Raw genomic sequence first — 17,714 nt, 5'->3', positions numbered from 1 at the left:
GATGAGCCTCAAGCTCACGCTCGACGGCAAGGTCCACGAGGTCTCCATCGTCCGGCGCCGGCCGCATCTCGTGCTGCGCATCGACGGGCAGGACCACGAACTGACCGAACTGCCGGCCGAAGGCCGCGGCCACGCGTCGATGGCGATGGGCGGCCACGCCGTCAGCTTCGCCCGCGCCACGGTCGCCGACCGCCAGCTGCTGCGGCTCGCGGGCCGCACCTTCGAGGTCGGCACCGTCGACCCCTTCTCGAAGGCGGGTGCCGGCGGCGCCAGCCAGGACGTCGTCCGCGCGCCGATGCCGGGCGCCGTCATCTCGGTCCACAGGCGGGCCGGCGAGGCGGTCGCGCGAGGCGAGGTCCTCGTCACCATCGAGAGCATGAAGCTCCAGACGGGTCTCGCCGCGCCCCGCGACGGCATCCTCGCCGCGATCCACCGCTTCGAGGGCGAGACGTTCGAGAAGGACGAGGTCATCGCGACACTCGAGCCACAGGTCGACGAAGGCTGACACGCATGCGCAAGATCCAGTCCATGATCTCGACGTCGTCGGCGGATTTCCGCCGCTTCGACCGGCACAACCGCGCCATGCTCGCCGATTTCCGCGCCCGCCAGGAGGCCGCGCGCCACCAGCGCCCGGAGCGCGATCTCGACCGGCTGGCCAGCCAGGGCAAGATGCGGCCGCGCGAGCGCATCGAGAAGCTGCTCGATCCCGGCACGCCCTTCCTCGAACTCTCCTCGCTCGCCGCCAACATGGCCTATGGCGGCGATTCCCCCTCGGCGAGCTCCATCGTCGGCATCGGCATCGTCTCGGGCCGCGAGGTCGTCATCCGCGCCGACGATCCCACCGTCAAGGGCGGCGCCTGGTATCCGCTGACGGCCAAGAAGATCGTGCGCGCGCTCGACATCGCGATGGAGAACCGGCTGCCGGTCCTCCATCTGTGCGATTCCGCCGGCGGCTTCCTGCAGCTCCAGTCGGAGGTCTTCCCCGACAAGTACATGGCGGGCCGCATCTTCCGCAACCAGTCGATCCTGTCGAAGATGGGCGTCAAGCAGCTGGCGCTGGTCTTCGGCCACTGCACGGCCGGCGGCGCCTACATTCCCGGCCTCTCCGACTACTCGGTCATCGTGCGGGGCACCGGCGCGGTGTTCCTCGGCGGCCCGCCGCTGGTCAGGGCCGCCACCGGCGAGGAAGTGTCCGTCGAGGATCTCGGCGGCGCCGACATGCACACCTCCGTCTCCGGCACCTGCGACTATCCCGCCGCCACCGAGGAGGAGGCCATCCACATCGGCCGCGAGATCGTCGCGCAGTGGGATCGCGCCAAGAAATGGGATTGCCAGCGCGACGCGCCGGAAGATCCCGCCTACGACCCGCAGGAGATCTACGGCATCGTCCCCGACGACATAAAGAAGTCGTTCGACATGCGCGAGATCATCGCCCGCATGGTCGACGGCAGCCGCTTCCACGAATACCAGCCGAACTACGGAACGACGCTGATCTGCGGCTATGCCAACATCTGGGGCTACAAGGTCGGCATCCTCGCCAACAACGGCGTGCTTTTCAACGACTCGTCGCTCAAGGGCGGCCACTTCATCGAGCTCTGCAACCAGAACAACACGCCGCTGGTCTTCCTGCAGAACATCACCGGCTACATGATCGGCAAGGAGTACGAGCGGCGCGGCATCACCAAGGACGGCGCCAAGATGATCATGGCGCAGAGCTGTTCGCGCGTGCCCAAGTTCACCGTCATGTGCAACGGCTCCTTCGGCGCCGGCAATTACGGCATGTGCGGCCGCGCCTTCGACGGCCGCTTCCTGTTTACCTGGCCCAACCACCAGATCGGCGTCATGGGCGGCGACCAGGCCGCCAACACGCTGGCCGAGGTCAAGATCAACCAGATGAAGCGCAATGGCGGCGGCGTCGACGAGGCGGTCGTCCGGCAGCTGTGGGAAGAGACCCGCGCCGCCTACCAGGAGCAGCTCTCCGCCTACCACTCCACCTCCGAACTCTGGGACGACGGCATCATCGACCCCGTCGACACCCGCAACGCCCTGGCCATCGCCATCTCCGCCTCCCTCAACGCCCCGCTCGCCGACCCGGGCTACGGCGTGTTCCGGTTCTGAGGGAGCGCGCTGCAGTCGCGTTCCCGGAGATAGGGGAGATACCGAGCGGATACTCCCGTCAGTGCAGCCCACTCCCGGACCTCATCCTGAGGCGCTCGCGAAGCGAGCCTCGAAGGACGCATCAAGCCCCTGCAACGACAAGGACCACGAGGCCCGCGCCGGCATCGTCGTGCGTCCTTCGAGGCTCCCCTTCGACAAGCTCAGGGTCGCGCCTCAGGATGCGGACCGTCGGGGTCACTGCACCCCGGCCAGCGCCCCTCGGCCCCCCGCCTCAGCTGTGCCGGATCTCCGTTCCCAGCACCTTCAGGCATTCTCGCATGAAGGCGGCAAGCCCCGTCCAGCCCTTGGCCGAGACCATCGTGCCGTCGACATAGGCCTCGGTCGGCTTGACGTCGATGTAGGTGCCGCCGGCCAGCGTCACCTCGGGCTCGCAGGCGCCCAGCGCCGCGACCTTCTTGCCGCGCACCACGCCGTCCACCGCCACGAGGATCTGCACGCCGTGGCAGATGGTGAAGATCGGCTTGTTGGTCTCGTGGAAATGCCGGACCATCGCCTGGATGCGCTTGTCGGTGCGGATGTATTCCGGGCCGCGGCCGCCGGCGCAGTAGACCGCGTCATACTCCTCCAGCCGGACCTCGGAAAAGGTCTTGTTGATGTCGGCCAGATGGCCGAAGCGCTCGATATAGGTCTGGTGGCCCTCGAAATCGTGCAGCGAGGTCTGGATCTTGTCGCCCGCTTTCTTGTCGGGGCAGATCACGTGGACCGTGTGGCCGACCGCCTCCATGCCCTGCTGGAACACGAAGATCTCGTATTCCTCCGTGAATTCGCCCGTCAGCATCAGTATCTTCTTGCCTGGCATCGGGATTCTCCTCCGTTGATGCGCCTGTCGCGGCCGGGCGGGATCGCTCCGTCCCGGAAAATGTCGCCGTGCCGCCCTACGCCGCGTCGAGGTGGCGGCGGATGTGCGCGTAGCCCTCGCGGTAGACCGCCTCAGGGCTCTCGGCGAAGTCGCGCCACACCTTGGTGGCCGCCGCCAGGTCCCTCAGCGCCCGGCCGAAGGCCTCGATGGTCAGCCAGCCGTCATAGCCGCTGGCCCTGATGGCGGCGAAAGTCTCGTCCCAGGGAATGTTGCCGCGCCCCGGCACGCCCCGGTCGTTCTCCGAGATGTGGACATGGACGATGGTCTTCAGGTTGCGCGTGAAGGCCGCGATGGGATCGGCTTCCTCAATATTGGCATGGAAGGTGTCGTACATCGCCCTGATGTTGGGATGGCCGATCGCGTCGACATGCGCGCAAAGCGCCTCCATCGTGTTGACGAGGTAGCATTCGAAGCGGTTCAGCGCCTCGAGCCCGATCGTCACGCCGCGCTGGGCTGCATGCTCGCCGATGGCGCGCTGCGAGGCGATCGACCGCTCGAATTCCTCCCGCGTCGGCCCATCGCCCGAAAAATGCCCGAGCGTCGAATGCAGCGGTCCGCTCAGCGTGCTGGCGCCCAGCGCCGCCGCGCAGTCGATCGCCCATTTGACATGGGCAACGCCGGCCGCCCGCGTCGCGGCATCCGCACCGATCAGGTTCATCGCCGGATCGCCCATCGCCGAAACGGCGGTGCGCTCCAGCCCGATCGCATCCAGCAGGTCGCCGAGGCGCCTGTAGTCGTCGGGCGTGCCTTCGCAGACCGGAATCTCGACGCCGTCGAAACCCGTCGCCTTGATGTCGCGCAGGATAGCCTCGTGCTCCCCCGTGACCTTCGTCGTCCAGAGGAACATGCACATGCCGATCTTCATCGCCGTCCCTCCGTCCGCTCTCCACCCCTCACAGCCGCGTCCACGCGGCGTCGTTCTTCGACGATGCAACGCAGGCCTCGACGAAGGCGACGCCCTCGACACCGTCGGTGACGGAAGGATAGGTCACCGCCGCGTCGGGGGCGGCGCCCGCCCGGGCGGCGCGGATCGCCCGCGCGGCTTCGGCGTAGATGGTGGCAAAACCCTCGAGATAGCCTTCGGGATGGCCGGACGGGATGCGGCTGACCCGGCCGGCCGCCGCGCCGGCACCGGCACCCGCCCGCGTGATCAGCCGCTTTTCCTGCCCGAAGGGCGTGAACCAGAGGTGGTTCGGCTGCTCCTGCTGCCATTCGAGCCCGCCCTTCGTGCCGTAGACCCTGAGCTTCAGCGCGTTCTCGTTGCCGGGCGCCACCTGGCTCGCCCACAGCATGCCCTTCGCCGCCGGTGCGCCGCCCTTGGCCTTGAAGCGCAGCATCACATGGGCGTTGTCGTCGAGCGGCCGGCCCTCGACGAAGGCGGCGAGATCCGCCGACAGCGCGTCGAGTTCCAGCCCGGTGACGAAGCGGGCGAGGTTGTAGGCATGGGTGCCGATGTCGCCGGTGGCACCGCCCGCGCCCGATTTCGCCGGATCGGTGCGCCAGGCCGCCTGCTTCTGCCCGCTCGCTTCCAGCCGCGTCGTCAGCCAGTCCTGCGGATATTCGGCCTGCACCACGCGGATGTCGCCGAGATCGCCGGCCGCGACCATCTCGCGGGCGTGCCGCACCATCGGATAGCCGGTGTAGTTGTGGGTGAGCACGAACAGCTTGCCGCTCCGCTCCACCGCCGCTGCGAGCGTCCTCGCGTCGGCGAGGTTCGAGGTCAGCGGCTTGTCGCAGATGACGTGGATGCCGGCGTCGAGAAAGGCTTTGGCGGCCGGGAAATGCATGTGGTTGGGCGTGACGATCGCCACCGCCTCGATCCCGTCGGCCCGCCCCGCCTCCGCCGCCGCCATCTCCTCGAACGAACCATAGCTGCGCTCGGGGTCGAGCCCCAGTTCCGCCCCCGACGCCCTCGCGCGCTCCGCATCCGACGACAGTGCCCCGGCCACGAGCACGAAGTCCCCGTCGAGCCGCGCCGCAATCCGGTGCACCCCCCCGATGAACGCCCCCTGTCCGCCGCCGACCATGCCGAGGCGGATGGGACCGGACCGGGTGGAGAGGTTCGATACGCTGACCATGGCGGGCTCCGGGGGTGAGGAGTTCGTAGTGCGTAGTTGGTAGTGCGTAGGGAGTAGGGAGTAGTGGGTAGTGCGTTGTGGGTAGTGAATGGCGTGTAGTCAGAGGTGATAGCTCATCTACATGCGACAATCGTGAGCTGCTGTCAGAACTGCAAAACTCCGCACGCCGCACTACGCACTACGCACTACCAACTACGCACCACGCACTCCTCACCCAATCCCCATCATCCGCCGCAACGCCGCCCGGTCCGTCGTCCCGCCGGCGAAATCGTCGAAGGCCTTTTCGGTCACGTCGATGAGGTGGCTGCGGATGAAGGGTGCGCCTTCGGCGGCACCTTGCTCGGGGTGCTTCAGGCAGCATTCCCATTCCAGCACCGCCCAGCTGTCGTAGCCGTATTGCGTCAGCTTCGAGAAGATGCCGGAGAAGTCGACCTGGCCGTCGCCGAGCGAGCGGAAGCGGCCGGCACGGTCGGTCCAGGAGGCATAGCCCGAATAGACGCCCTGACGCCCGGTCGGGTTGAACTCGGCGTCCTTGACGTGGAAGGCCGATATGCGCTCGTGGTAGATGTCGATGAAGGCGAGATAGTCGAGCTGCTGCAACAGGAAGTGCGACGGATCGTAGTTGATCGTGCAGCGCCGATGCCCGCCCACCGCATCGAGGAACATCTCGAAGGTGGTGCCGTCGAAGACGTCCTCGCCGGGATGGATCTCGTAGCCGATCGAACAGCCGGCATCCTCGTAGGCGTCGAGGATGGGCCGCCAGCGCCGGCCGAGCTCGGCGAAGGCCTCCTCGATCAGCCCCGCCGGCCGCTGCGGCCAGGGGTAGAGATAGGGGAAGGCGAGCGCGCCGGTGAACGACACCGAGGCGGCAAGCCCGAGGTTCTTCGAGGCCTTCGCCGCCATCAGCATCTGCTCGACGGCCCAGGCCTGCCGCGCTTTCGGATTGCCATGCACGGAAGCGGGCGCAAAGCCGTCGAACTGCGCGTCATAGGCCGGATGCACCGCCACCAGCTGGCCCTGCAGATGCGTCGACAGCTCGGTGATCTGAACGCCCGCGTCGGCGCAGATGCCCTTGACCTCGTCGCAATAGGCCTGCGATTCCGAAGCCTTCTTCAGGTCGAACAGCCGCCCGTCCCAGGTCGGGATCTGCACCCCCTCGTAGCCAAGCCCCGCCGCCCATGCCGCGATCGACGGCAGCGAATCGAACGGCGCCGCATCGCCCGCAAACTGCGCCAGAAAGATCGCAGGCCCCTTGATCCGTGCCGCCATGATGCTCCTCGCCTCGTTGCTTGCCTGCGAAAGCCTCCCCTCCTCCGGGTAAGGCCTCCGCGCTTTCGCGTTCTGGTCATACCAAATGCAGCGAATTGGTCAAGCTGGTCCGACCAGACTGAGAGAGCCCCGACCACCTCGGACACGTCATATACAAGGTAAAACAGGCTTCTAAGCCGAAAGTCGGCCGCCTTGGCGGATGCTTGCGCCACATTCGGGAATGGTTTAGAGCTTCAGGCAGACGGGTTTGGTCGCACCAGTTTCTCCGGAACGGCTGACCGACGGAAAAAGACGGGCCGGGCGACCGGGCGATATTGCAGCAATCGGGAGGACGCTGACCATGCATCTATCGACACACAACTGGATGCGCGCGGAGCCGCTGGATACGACGCTGCGGCGGATCAAGCAGTTCGGCTATGAGTCGATCGAGATTTCGGGGGAGCCGGCCCAGTACGAGACGAAGGAAACGCGGCGGCTGCTCCAGGAACACGGCATCCGCTGCTGGGGCGCGGTGACGCTGATGCTGGGCGAGCGCAACCTCGCCGCGGCCGACCAGGGCCAGCGCGAGCGCTCGGTCCAGTACGTCAAGGACGTCCTGACGATGGTCAGCGAACTCGACGGCGAGATCATCACGCTGGTGCCCGCCACCGTCGGCAAAGTCGTGCCGGACGGCACCGAGGCGGAGGAATGGGCCTGGGTGGTCGACGCCACCCGCGAGTGCTTCGCGCATGCGAAAAAGGTCGGCGTTCGCGTGGCGGTGGAGCCGCTCAACCGCTTCGAGACCTACCTCTTCAACCGCGGCGAACAGGCGCTGGCGCTGGCCGACGCGGTCAGCCCCGAATGCGGCGTATGTCTCGACGCCTACCACATCCACATGGAAGAGTTCGACGTCGAGGAAGCCATCCGCAAGGCCGGCAAGCGGCTGTTCGACTTCCACATCGCCGACAACAACCGCTTCGCGGCCGGCCTCGGCACCATCGACTGGAAAAAGATCGTCGGCATCCTCAAGGACATCGGCTATGACGGGGCGCTCACCAACGAGTTCGTCGCGCCGGTCGATCGCACCCCGGCGAACCGCTATCCCGACATGGTCGAGCGCAATCCCGTCGACATCTCGCCCGAGCAGCTCAAGTTCATCCAGGACCACGGATCGAGCCTGCTGACGGAGAAATTCTACACCGACCAGATGCGGATCACGGCGGAAACCATCCTGCCGCTCATCAAGTAGGTATTCGACGCGGCGAAGCAGGACCGACGCCATGACACCAACAGCGACCGATCCGGCCGGCCTTGCGCCGCCGGAGCTTGCGAAGGCTTGTCGGGAAGAGGTGTGGCGGATGGTTCGGGGGGGCAGGTTCTGAGATGCGCATCAAATCAGCCCGGGCCTGGTGGGTCCGCATCCCCATCGAGGCGAGCCGCCAGCACAAGAGCGACTTCGGCCAGCTCACCACCTTCGACGCGGCGATCCTGCGCATCGAGACCGACGACGGCCTCGTCGGCTGGGGCGAGGGCAAGAACGCCGCCGGCAGCGCCGGCACCTATGCCGCGCTCGTCCACATGCTCAACCACGAGGTCGCGCCCCGGCTGATCGGCCGCGATCCCGCCGACATCTCGCAGATCTGGGAAATGCTCTACAACGGCGTGCGCCACGAGAAGGCCGCCGCCGCTGGCCACGCCATGCCGGAACTGTCGCGCCGCGGCATCTCGGTCGCCGCCATCAGTGCGGTCGACATCGCGCTCTGGGACATCCTCGGCAAGTCGCTCGGCCAGCCCGTCTGGCGCCTGCTCGGCGGCCGCAAGGCCGAGCGCCTGCCGGCCTATGCCTCCGGCGGCTGGGCCCCGGCCGACCGGATCGGCGAGCAGCTGCAGTCCTACATCGACGCCGGCGGTTTCCGCGCGGTGAAGATGCGCGTCGGCGCCATGGACGGCCCGCCGCACGTGTCGGCAGCCCGCGTCAGGGCCGCGCGCGAAGCGCTCGGGCCGGACGTCCAGCTGATGGTCGACGCGCACGGCACCTACACCGTCGCCGACGCCAAGCGCTTCGTCCACATGGTGGCCGACTGCGACCTGACCTGGTTCGAGGAACCGGTGATCGCCGACGACAAGGCCGGCATGGCGGAAGTCCGCGCTTCCGGCCCGGTGCCGATCGCCAGCGGCGAGTCCGAGGCCACCCGCTTCGCCTTCCGCGATCTCGCCATCCTCAAGGCCGTCGACGTCTTTCAGCCCGACCCCGCCTTCTGCGGCGGCATCACCGAGGCGATGCGCATCGGCGCGCTGGCCAGCGCGTTCAACCTGCGGCTCTCGCCGCATCTCTGGGCCGGCGCGCCTTGCTTCTTCGCCGGCTTGCATGTATGCGCGGCTTCGCCTGCAAGCTTCGTGATCGAATACTCGCTCGGTGCCAATCCCATGATCCATGACCTCGTCGAGGACGACGTGTCGGTCAAGGATGGATTGATCGCAATACCGGATCGGCCGGGCCTCGGTTTCACGATCGCGGAATCGTTCCTGGAGGCGCACGCGCACGGGGCCTAAGCCATGAAGGAAAACAACCTTCTGCCGGATCTCGCCGCCTTCCTGTACCAGCAGTCGAAGGCGGAGAACGGCCGACTGCCGTCGGAGCGGGAACTGGCGGACCATTTCTCCGTGAGCCGCGGCCAGATCCGCGAGGCGCTGGCGATCCTCGAGGCCATGCGGATCGTCGAGCGCCGGGCCAAGTCCGGCATCTATCTCACCACCAACCAGGCGAGCGTCGATGCCATGGCGCTGTTTGCCCGCGCCGGCGTGCCGCTCGATCCGATCCAGATCTACGAGACCGTCGAGCTGCGCAAGATCCACGAGATCAAGGCGGCCGAGCTCGCCTGCGATCGGGCGACGGAGGAAAATTTCGAGCGCCTTCGGGAGATCCTGCAGGTGTCCGAGCAGAAGATCGCGGCGGGCGAAGGCCTGGCGCGCGAGGACCGCGATTTCCACCTCGAGATCGTGCGGGCGACCAAGAACAGCGTCTTTCACAAGGTCTGCAGCGTCTACTACATCATGGGCGAGCAGCGCCTGCCGATCTATTTCAACGATCCCGACCGCGGCCGCCGCTCGCATGCCGAGCACATCCGCATCTTCGAGGCCCTGCAGCGGCGCGACGGCAATCTCGCCCAGGCGCTGATGAGCGCCCACCTCCAGGGCGCCGAGAGCTACTGGAAGGGCCTGATCGACGGTCCCGACGGCGAGCGGCCGACACAGACACTCGAAAAGGCCTGACGCCCTTGCCCGACATCCTGTCCACCAACGTCCTGCATCCGCAGGTCGCCGAAAGGCTCCGGACGCTGGGCAGCCTGCGCTTCGCCTCGGCCTACGATCCCGACACGCTTCTCGCCGAGGGCCGGAACGCCGACCTCATCATCGTGCGCGCGCCGCTGCCCCCTGCCCTGTTCGAACAGGCGCCGCGCCTGCGCGCCGCGATCCGCCATGGCGCGGGGCTGGACATGATCCCGATGACCGCGGCGACCAGGGCCGGCGTCATCGTCGCCAACACGCCGGGCGCCAATGCGCGCACCGTCGCCGAATACGTCTTCTTCGCCGCCATGACGCTGCTGCGCCGGTTCCGCATCGTCGACCGCGACCTGCATGCCAACGGCTGGAACGCCGCCCGCCATCATGCCGATTTCACCCGCGATCTCGACGGCCTAACGCTAGGCGTCGTCGGCTTCGGCAATATCGGCCGCCAGGTCCACGCCATCGCCCGGCACGGCTACGGCCTCGACGTGCTGATCCACAGCCGCAGCCGGCGTGACATCCCGGACGACGCCTCCTTCCTCGGCCTCGACGAACTGGCCGCGCGCTGCGACATCATGGTGCTCTGCTGCCCGCTCACCGACGAGACGCGCGGGATCATCGGCACGCGCGTGCTCGGCCTGATGAAACGCGACGCACTGGTCATCAACATCTCGCGCGGGCCGGTGATCGACGACGACGCCATGCTGGCTGCCCTGCGCGAACGCCGCATCGGCGGCGCCGCACTTGACGTCTTCGCCCGCCAGCCGCTGCCGGCCGACCACCCCTATCTCGGCTTCGACAACGTCATGGTCACGCCGCACATGTCGGGCATCACCGAAGGCAGCATGCGCCGCATGGGCATGGCCGCAACCGACGAAGCCGCCCGCGTCCTGCGCGGCGAGCTGCCGGTAAACCTCTGCAACCCCGAAGCCCTCGACGCTTACAAAAACCGCTTCCCGGCCTGAGCGACCCGCCGACAACGCTGCCGCCCATCCTCCAACACCACGAAGTGGGGGGAGGTGCCGAGCGAAGCGAGGCGGAGGGGGGGAGTCCGCCGGACCGAACCGGAGACCGCGGAAGCCAAGCATGAGCGGCATGGCACGAAAGACGGCAACGCTCCCGCGCATCGACGGCTGGCGGGTCGGCATGGGTGTCGCCATCGGTTCGCCCCCCAATACCCCACGCCGCTCCCCCCATGCCGGGCGGCGACGCGCCGCAACGCTCGTGCGCCCGTGTTCGGCGACATGTGTCCGGCAGGCCGCAGCCCGGATCGCCTCCCGCTACGCGCCCGCCAGATTCTGCCCGGATGCGCGGTCGAACAGGATGATCTTGTCCGGGTTCCACGAGAAGGCGACCGTATCGTCGATCGACAGCTTCTGCGAGGCCAGCGTGGTCAGCCGCACCAGGGTGTCGCCCGCCGCGAGCGTGACGATCTTTTCGACGCCATGGTTCTCGACGTCGTGAACTCGTCCCCGCGCCGGCGCCTCGGGATCGAGGCGGATGTCCTCGGGCCGGACGCCGAAGGTGACCGGACGCCCGTCCTGCGACGAGGCGGATGCGATCGGCAGGGCGAACCCCGCCTCGGCCATCGCCTTGCCGTCGCGCACGGCGCCGTCGAGCAGGTTCATCGGCGGCGAGCCGACGGCGCGCGCCACGAAGGTGTTCTTCGGCCGGGCATAGATCTCGGAGGGCGTGCCGACCTGCACCAGCCGGCCGCGGTCGAGCACGCCGACCCGGTCGCCCATCGACATCGCCTCCACCTGGTCGTGCGTGACGAACAGGAAGGTGGCGCCGAGATTCATCTGCAGGTTCTTCAGCTCGATCCGCAGCGCTTCCCGGAGCTTGGCGTCGAGCGCCGACAGCGGCTCGTCCATCAGGAAGACGCGCGGCTTGCGCACGATGGCGCGCCCGATCGAGACGCGCTGCATCTCGCCGCCCGACAGCCGGTCGGTCTTGCGGTCCATCAGGTGCTCGATGCGCAGCGTCCGGGCGACGCGGTCGACGCGCTCCTTGATCTCGGCGGGCGCGACCTGGCGGATCTTCGACTTCAGCGGGAATTCGAGGTTCTCGCGGACGGTATAGCGCGGGTAGAGCGAATATTGCTGCAGCACCAGCGCGACGTCGCGCTCGGCCGCCCCCCAGTCGCCGACGTCGACGCCGTCGATCAGCACCGTGCCGGCCGTCGGCTTCTCGAGGCCGGCCACGACGCGCAGGGTGGTCGTCTTGCCCGCGCCCGTCTCGCCGAGCAGCACGAAGAACTGGCCGTCCTCGACCGTGAGGTCGAGCCCCTTCAGCGCCGTGCTGTCGCCGAAGGTCTTGGTCACGTTTCTGAGCTCGATATGGGCCATGGCTTACAGTCTCACTCCGAGGCTCTTGCCGCTGGACGTGTCGAAGAAATGCGCCTGGGCGGGGTCGACGCGCGCATGCACCGCCTCGCCGGCCTTCGGCACGAAGCCGGAGGGCGTGCGGGCGCGCAGGATCTCTGCCCCCACCTTCAGGTCGACGATGTCGTGCGAGCCGAGCGGCTCGATGATGTGGGCGACGACCGGCACGTAGCCCGGCTGCGGCTGGCGGCTCACCAGCACGGCTTCCGGGCGGATGCCGAGCTTGAGCGCGCCGCTGCCCGCATGCCCGTTGAGCTTGCCGAGCAGCTCCGGCGGGAAGGCGAAGCCCGGCACGGCCGCGTCGATGGCGACCGAGACGTCAGCCCCTTCGCTGCGCACGATCGCGGGCGAGACGTTCATCACCGGACTGCCGACGAACTGCGCCACGAACAGGTTCTGCGGCTGCTGGTACACCTCCTCGGGCGCGCCCACCTGCTGCAGCACGCCCTCGTGCATGATCACGATCCGGTCGGCGAGGCTCATCGCCTCCACCTGGTCGTGGGTGACGTAGATCGTCGTCGAGCCCTGCTTGACGTGCAGCCGCTTGATCTCGGCGCGCATCTCCTCGCGCAGCTTGGCGTCCAGCGCGCCGATCGGCTCGTCCATCAGCATCGCCTTGGGATGGCGCACCAGCGCGCGCCCGATCGCCACGCGCTGCATGTCGCCGCCCGACAGCGCCGACGGCCTGCGATCGAGCAGCTCGGTGATCCGCAGCACCTTGGCGATCGCCCGCACCGCCTCGTCGATGCCGCTCTTGCCCATGCCCGTCGCGCGCAGCGGAAAGGCGATGTTCTCGTAGACGGTCATGTGCGGATAGAGCGAGAAGGACTGGAACACCATGGCGATGTCGCGGGCCGAGCACTTCAGGTGCTGCACCGGCTTGCCGTCGATGAGGATGTCGCCTTCGTCGATCGTCTCCAGGCCGGCGATGGCGCGCAGCGTCGTCGTCTTGCCGCAGCCCGACTGGCCGAGCATGACGATGAACTCGCCGTCCTCGATCGTCAGGTTGAGGTCCTTGATGACCTGGACGGCGCCGAACCATTTCTGCACGCCGCGAAGCTCGATATGCGTCATGCGCGTCCTCCGGCCTTGCCGTCGTGGTGGTCGGAGACGTCGAAGGCCCCGTCCGGGTTCTTCGACTTCGCCGGCCCGATCTTGCCGGTGATCATGAAGCCGACCAGCCCGATCAGGATCAGCGTGACGCCGTACCGGTGCAGGAAGAAGTTCCACGGCTGGCACAGCGCGACGATGCCCAGGATCATGAGCGTCTGGAACGCCGGGTGCAGCCAGCGCTGGTTGAAGGCGCGGAAGCTCATTTGCGGATCGCTCCGAAGCTCATGCCGCGCAGCAGGTGGTTGCGCAGGAGGAAGGTGAAGATGGCCACCGGCAGCAGGAACAGGAAGGTGCCGGAGGCGATCACCGTCCAGTCGGGCAGGCCCGACCCGACCTGGCTCGGGATGAAGGGCGGCGCGGTCTGCGCCGTCCGCCGCGTCATGATCAGCGCGAAGGCGTATTCGTTCCAGGCGGTGATGAAGCAGAACACGGCTGTCGCCGCGATGCCGGTCGCCGCCTCCGGCAGCACCACCTTGAAGAAGGCTTCCATGCGCGTGTAGCCGTCGACCAGCGCCGCCTCCTCGTATTCCTTCGGGATCTCGTCGATGAAGCCCTTCATCAGCCAGACGGAGAAGGAGAGGTTGAAGGCGGTGTAGAGGATTATCAGCCCGAGATGCGTGTCGTTCAGCCCGACCACGCGGTACATCAGGAACATCGGGATCGCCACCACCACCGGCGGCAGCATGCGCGTCGACAGGATGAAGAACAGCCAGTCCTGCTCCCCCTTCACCTTGAAGCGCGAGAAGCCGTAGGCGGTGATCGTTCCCATGCCGACCGCCAGCACCGTCGAGACGATGGCCACGATCAGCGAGTTGACGAAGCGGCTGGGATAGCCCGACAGCTGCACGTTGCCCTGGCCGTCGCGCACCACCTTCTCGCCGCCGTCGAACACCAGCCGCTCCCACCACGGGGCTGCGGCATATTCCTCCGGCGTCGGCTGCTCGCGCAGCTGCGAGCGGCGCAGCACCAGCTTCACGAAGGGCGAGATCTCCGGCTCGAACAGCACCGTCGGCGGGATCGTCGTCGCCAGGTTGCGCGGCTTGAAGGAGGTCGAGACGATCCAGTAGATCGGCGCCAGGAAGATGATCGTTGCGATCAGCACGCCGACGATGGCGATCCTGTTGAGGGCGCGCTCGGAGGTGGTCTGGACGGCAGCCATCTCAGCGTTCCTTCACTTTGTTCAGGTATTTCACGTAGATGTTGGTGATCGCGATGACCATGATCAGCACGATGTAGGCGAGCGCGCAGCTCATCCCGGTCTGCCATTCCTGGAACGCCATCTTGTAGAGCCGGATCGAGATCACCTCGGTGGTCGGCTGGCTGGTCAGGATGTAGGCGAGGTCGAAGGTCTTGAAGGCCTCCATCGTGCGGAAGATGATGGCGATCATCAGGATCGGCGCGACCAGCGGCAGCGTGATCCGGAAGAAGGTGTAGATCGGCCCGGCCCGGTCGATCGCCGCCGCCTCGTAGAGGTGCTTCGGCACCGCCGACAGCCCGGCCAGCGACAGGAGCATCACGAAGGGCGACCACATCCAGATGTCGGTCAGCGCCACTGCGTAGAGCGCCATGTCCGGATTGGACAGCCATTCGAACCGGCCGAGCCCGAAGGCGTAGTTGATGATGCCGAAGGACGGATCGTAGAGCAGCTTCCAGAACAGGCCGACGACCGCCATCGACAGCATCATCGGCAGGAGCAGCAGCGTCGTGATCAGGCCCTTGAAGGGGATCTCGCGGTTGAGCAGCAGCGCGACGCCGAAGCCGACGATGACCTGCCCCGTCACCGAGACGATCACGTATTTGGCGGTGATGGCGAAGTTCGACCAGATGAACGGGTCGTTGAGCAGCGTGCGGTAGTTGTCCAGGCCGACGAAATTGGCCGGTGCGTTCGACGACGCGCGGAAATCCGTGAACGAGTATCCGAGCGAATAGAGCAGCGGGAAGATGTTGAAGACGATCAGGAAGATGATCGTCGGAATGATGAAGAGGTTCCTGATCGACAGGTCGCTCAGGCCTCGCCGCGCCGCACGACTGCGCGGATCGAGTGTCGTCATCGTCAATGTCGTCAAAACCCTGCTCCTCCCAGAGCCTCGCGGTGCCGGACCGCCCGGAACGAGTCGAGGGGGCAGCGGACGCCGCCCCCTCGAACCAGGATGCCGTTACTGTACGCGGTTGTACTTCTTGAAGGTGGCGTTCCAGTCCGCCGCCAGTGCGTCGAGCACTTCCTTGGCGGAACCCTGGCCGGCCGTGATGTACGGATAGACCCGCTGGTTCATCTGGATCAGCAGTTCCGCGTATTCCGGCGTCGCCCAGAAGTCCTTCACCTTGAACATGGTCTCGTAGAAGGCCTTGTTGTAGGGCGTCGCGTTCTGGAACTCCTCTGACTCCAGCACCTTGGCGCTGGCGGTGTAGCCGCCGAGCTCGGCCCAGCGCTTCTGGGTCTCGTCCTTGATGAACCATTCCAGGAACTTCATCGATTCCTCCTGGTTCTCCGAATAGGAGATGACCGAGATGCCCTGCCCGCCGAGCGCGGCGAACTGGTGGCCGTCCGGACCGGCCGGGTTGGCGAAGAAGCCGGTGTTCTTGGCGTTCGGGTTCGAGGCCTCGTTCGTCAGGGCCGGGAAGAAGGCGAAGTAGTTCATGCTCATCGCCGCCAGGTTCTCGGTGATCGCCTGGTTGTTCTCGACGAAGAAGGTCTTGGCCCAGCCGGGCGGCGTGAAGCCGTAGAGCTCGCGGTACATCTCGAGCGCCTTCACGTTCTGCTCGGAATTGATGATCCCGTCGACCTTGTAGGTCGCGTAGTCGCCGAGTTCGCCGCCGTAGGAGAAGATGGCGTTCTCGACGCCCATGACGAGGCCGTCATACGAGTTGTCGGTGTAGATGGCGATGCCGTAGCGGTTCTGGTCCGGACGATGGAAGAACTCGGCGATGTCGCGCATCTGCGCCCAGGTGGCCGGCGGCGCGAGGTCGTAGCCGTACTTCGCCTTGAACGCCTCCATCTCCTTGGGATCCTCGAACCAGTCCTTGCGATAGGACCAGCCGACCGCGTCGCCTTCGGCCGGGATGGACCAGTACTTGCCCGAACTGGACGGATACTCGGCGTAGTATTTCACCGTCGCCGGCGCCATCACGTTGTTCAGGTCGTGCTTGTTGAAGAACTCGGTGAGGTCGACATAGTGTCCGGCTTCCGAAGCCGCGCCGATCCACTGCGAGTCGCCGACGACCATGTCGTAGGCCGAACCGCGGGCATTGAGCTCGGTGAAGGTCTTGGTCTGGAAATCGGACCACGGCGTGGTCTCGACCGTGACCTTGACCCCCGTCTCGGCCTCGTATTCGTTGACGAGTTCCTGCAGGTAGTTGGCCGGATCCCACTCCGCCCAAAAGATCGTGAGTTCCTGAGCGAACACGGAGGTCGAACAGGCAAGCGTCAGTCCAAGACCGGCCACGAGGCCGGTGATCCTATTGCGCATAATGACTTCCTCCCATCTATGCACCTACCGTCTGAAGTGCCAGCCGATTGCTGGCACAGGTAGTTCCATGCTGGCGCTGCCCGGCCGAAGAAACAGTTCCTCCACTCTTCGGCCCGCGCTTCGGAGAAATGCTCCCTCACATTCCCCCGGTACAATCTGGTATTACCAAACGACGAACTCCGTCAAGGCCCTTCTCTCGATCAGTTGCTGGACGGCATTCCCGGAATTGTTTGGAAAGGCAACATTTTCCAACCAAATCGGCCGAACGGACCGCCAGTGACGCCTGCAGCAGGCCCGAAGCCGCGATACGCCGCGGAGATGGGCCCTCGAACTGGTCCAACCAGATGCGACGCCGCCAGGCTCAGACTTCGGGACCTGCCCCCGCTTCGACCGCCGCACGCACCAGCGCGGATGCCGCCCACCGCGTGACCGACTGCACGCGTGCCGGATCCAGCCCCCAGATGTCCTTCAGCACCACCAGCGCCTCCACCCCGTAGATCAGCGACAGCGCCTGGGCGAGGCGCAGGTAGTGGTCTTCCGGAAGCGTCTCGCGCAGCGGGGCGAGCGCATCCTGCAGCAGGTCGATGCGATGGCCACGGGTGAACTGCGGCTCGTCGCCGAGCGACCCGGCCTGACGCCTGGCCCACTGATCCAGCGACAGCTTCAGCGCGGCCTTGAAAGTCGCCTCGAACTCCTCGATCCGCGGCAGCGACGTCCGGAAGAGATCGTCGACGCGGTCCTCCGCCTTCGATCGGTCGCACGTTCGCGTCAGGATCGGGCCGAGCGCCTCGTCGACCACCGCATGCACCAGCGCCGCCTGGCTCGGAAAGTACCGGTAGGCGGTGGCCCGCGAGACCTCGGCGGCTTCCGCCACTTCGCTGACGGAGGGCGTCGCGCCGGACTGCATCAATCGCGTCGCCGTCTCCAGCATCAGCCGCCGCGTGCGGGCCCTCGGTCCGCGCGCCGGATCGGCTTCACCTTCTGTCGATTGACGTGAGACATTCATATCAATATGATACGCGCGTCTCAAAAATTTGCAACCGTCCATCGACGGCTGCGCGATGAACGGGGCCGCCTTCCGACCGGAGGGCGTGGGAGG

Annotated in this window: 17 protein-coding genes; 6 read left to right on the top strand and 11 right to left on the bottom strand. The window is 66.7% G+C overall.

The window, feature by feature from the left end:
* The first annotated feature begins 1 nt into the window (after position 1).
* Both N1F91_RS13150 and N1F91_RS13145 read left to right on the top strand, forming a co-directional pair.
* Positions 2-505 carry a biotin/lipoyl-containing protein gene (locus N1F91_RS13150; RefSeq protein WP_289992737.1) on the top strand — a complete coding sequence of 168 codons (504 nt, stop codon included), beginning with the start codon at positions 2-4 and terminating at the stop codon, positions 503-505.
* Between the two features lie 5 nt (positions 506-510).
* Positions 511-2,118: a carboxyl transferase domain-containing protein gene (locus N1F91_RS13145; RefSeq protein WP_289992736.1), complete on the top strand. Its 1,608-nt coding sequence runs from the start codon at positions 511-513 to the stop codon at positions 2,116-2,118.
* Positions 2,119-2,389: 271 nt separating this feature from the next.
* Here the strand turns inward: N1F91_RS13145 and N1F91_RS13140 are convergent, their stop codons facing one another.
* The 4 genes from N1F91_RS13140 to N1F91_RS13125 form a co-directional block, all read right to left on the bottom strand.
* Positions 2,390-2,977, bottom strand: a complete 588-nt coding sequence (locus N1F91_RS13140; RefSeq protein ID WP_289992735.1) for a DJ-1/PfpI family protein — start codon at positions 2,975-2,977, stop codon at positions 2,390-2,392.
* A gap of 76 nt (positions 2,978-3,053) precedes the next feature.
* Positions 3,054-3,902 carry a sugar phosphate isomerase/epimerase gene (locus N1F91_RS13135; protein WP_289992733.1) on the bottom strand — a complete coding sequence of 283 codons (849 nt, stop codon included), beginning with the start codon at positions 3,900-3,902 and terminating at the stop codon, positions 3,054-3,056.
* Between the two features lie 28 nt (positions 3,903-3,930).
* The gene (locus N1F91_RS13130) at positions 3,931-5,115 is read right to left on the bottom strand and encodes a Gfo/Idh/MocA family oxidoreductase (protein WP_289992732.1); all 1,185 of its coding nucleotides are present in this window, start codon (positions 5,113-5,115) and stop codon (positions 3,931-3,933) included.
* 210 nt (positions 5,116-5,325) lie between these two features.
* Positions 5,326-6,384: a sugar phosphate isomerase/epimerase gene (locus N1F91_RS13125; RefSeq protein ID WP_289992730.1), complete on the bottom strand. Its 1,059-nt coding sequence runs from the start codon at positions 6,382-6,384 to the stop codon at positions 5,326-5,328.
* 340 nt (positions 6,385-6,724) lie between these two features.
* On the opposite strand from N1F91_RS13125, the gene N1F91_RS13120 reads away from it, so the two are divergent.
* The 4 genes from N1F91_RS13120 (at position 6,725) to N1F91_RS13105 (ending at position 10,616) form a co-directional block, all read left to right on the top strand.
* Positions 6,725-7,612, top strand: a complete 888-nt coding sequence (locus tag N1F91_RS13120; protein WP_289992728.1) for a sugar phosphate isomerase/epimerase family protein — start codon at positions 6,725-6,727, stop codon at positions 7,610-7,612.
* 134 nt (positions 7,613-7,746) lie between these two features.
* A complete protein-coding gene (locus tag N1F91_RS13115; RefSeq protein ID WP_289992727.1) occupies positions 7,747-8,916 on the top strand; it encodes a mandelate racemase/muconate lactonizing enzyme family protein in 1,170 nt (389 codons plus the stop codon).
* A 3-nt stretch (positions 8,917-8,919) separates the two neighbouring features.
* On the top strand, positions 8,920-9,636 hold the full coding sequence (locus tag N1F91_RS13110; protein ID WP_289992725.1) for a FadR/GntR family transcriptional regulator: 717 nt from the start codon (positions 8,920-8,922) through the stop codon (positions 9,634-9,636).
* 14 nt (positions 9,637-9,650) lie between these two features.
* A complete protein-coding gene (locus N1F91_RS13105; protein WP_289992821.1) occupies positions 9,651-10,616 on the top strand; it encodes an NAD(P)-dependent oxidoreductase in 966 nt (321 codons plus the stop codon).
* Positions 10,617-10,931: 315 nt separating this feature from the next.
* Here N1F91_RS13105 and N1F91_RS13100 read toward each other — a convergent pair whose 3' ends face one another.
* From N1F91_RS13100 to N1F91_RS13070, 7 genes are all read right to left on the bottom strand, one after another.
* A complete protein-coding gene (locus tag N1F91_RS13100) occupies positions 10,932-11,999 on the bottom strand; it encodes an ABC transporter ATP-binding protein (protein ID WP_289992724.1) in 1,068 nt (355 codons plus the stop codon).
* A gap of 3 nt (positions 12,000-12,002) precedes the next feature.
* On the bottom strand, positions 12,003-13,109 hold the full coding sequence (locus N1F91_RS13095) for an ABC transporter ATP-binding protein (RefSeq protein ID WP_289992723.1): 1,107 nt from the start codon (positions 13,107-13,109) through the stop codon (positions 12,003-12,005).
* Positions 13,106-13,351: a hypothetical protein gene (locus N1F91_RS13090; protein ID WP_289992722.1), complete on the bottom strand. Its 246-nt coding sequence runs from the start codon at positions 13,349-13,351 to the stop codon at positions 13,106-13,108. Before N1F91_RS13090 ends, N1F91_RS13095 begins: the two co-directional genes overlap by 4 nt.
* Entirely contained in the window at positions 13,348-14,307 is a 960-nt protein-coding gene (locus tag N1F91_RS13085) for a carbohydrate ABC transporter permease (RefSeq protein WP_289992721.1), read from the bottom strand. The genes N1F91_RS13090 and N1F91_RS13085 overlap by 4 nt, the downstream gene beginning before the upstream one ends.
* 1 nt (position 14,308) lies before the next feature.
* Complete coding sequence (locus N1F91_RS13080) at positions 14,309-15,214, bottom strand: sugar ABC transporter permease (protein WP_289992720.1); 906 nt, start codon at positions 15,212-15,214, stop codon at positions 14,309-14,311.
* Between the two features lie 90 nt (positions 15,215-15,304).
* Positions 15,305-16,615, bottom strand: a complete 1,311-nt coding sequence (locus tag N1F91_RS13075; protein WP_289992717.1) for an extracellular solute-binding protein — start codon at positions 16,613-16,615, stop codon at positions 15,305-15,307.
* Positions 16,616-16,976: 361 nt separating this feature from the next.
* On the bottom strand, positions 16,977-17,621 hold the full coding sequence (locus tag N1F91_RS13070) for a TetR/AcrR family transcriptional regulator (RefSeq protein WP_289992716.1): 645 nt from the start codon (positions 17,619-17,621) through the stop codon (positions 16,977-16,979).
* Between the last annotated feature and the right edge of the window lie 93 nt (positions 17,622-17,714).

The sequence above is a fragment of the Aquibium sp. ELW1220 genome (assembly GCF_030398385.1).
Classification (GTDB): Bacteria; Pseudomonadota; Alphaproteobacteria; order Rhizobiales; family Rhizobiaceae; genus Aquibium.
This window is presented reverse-complemented; position numbering and strand designations above follow the sequence as displayed.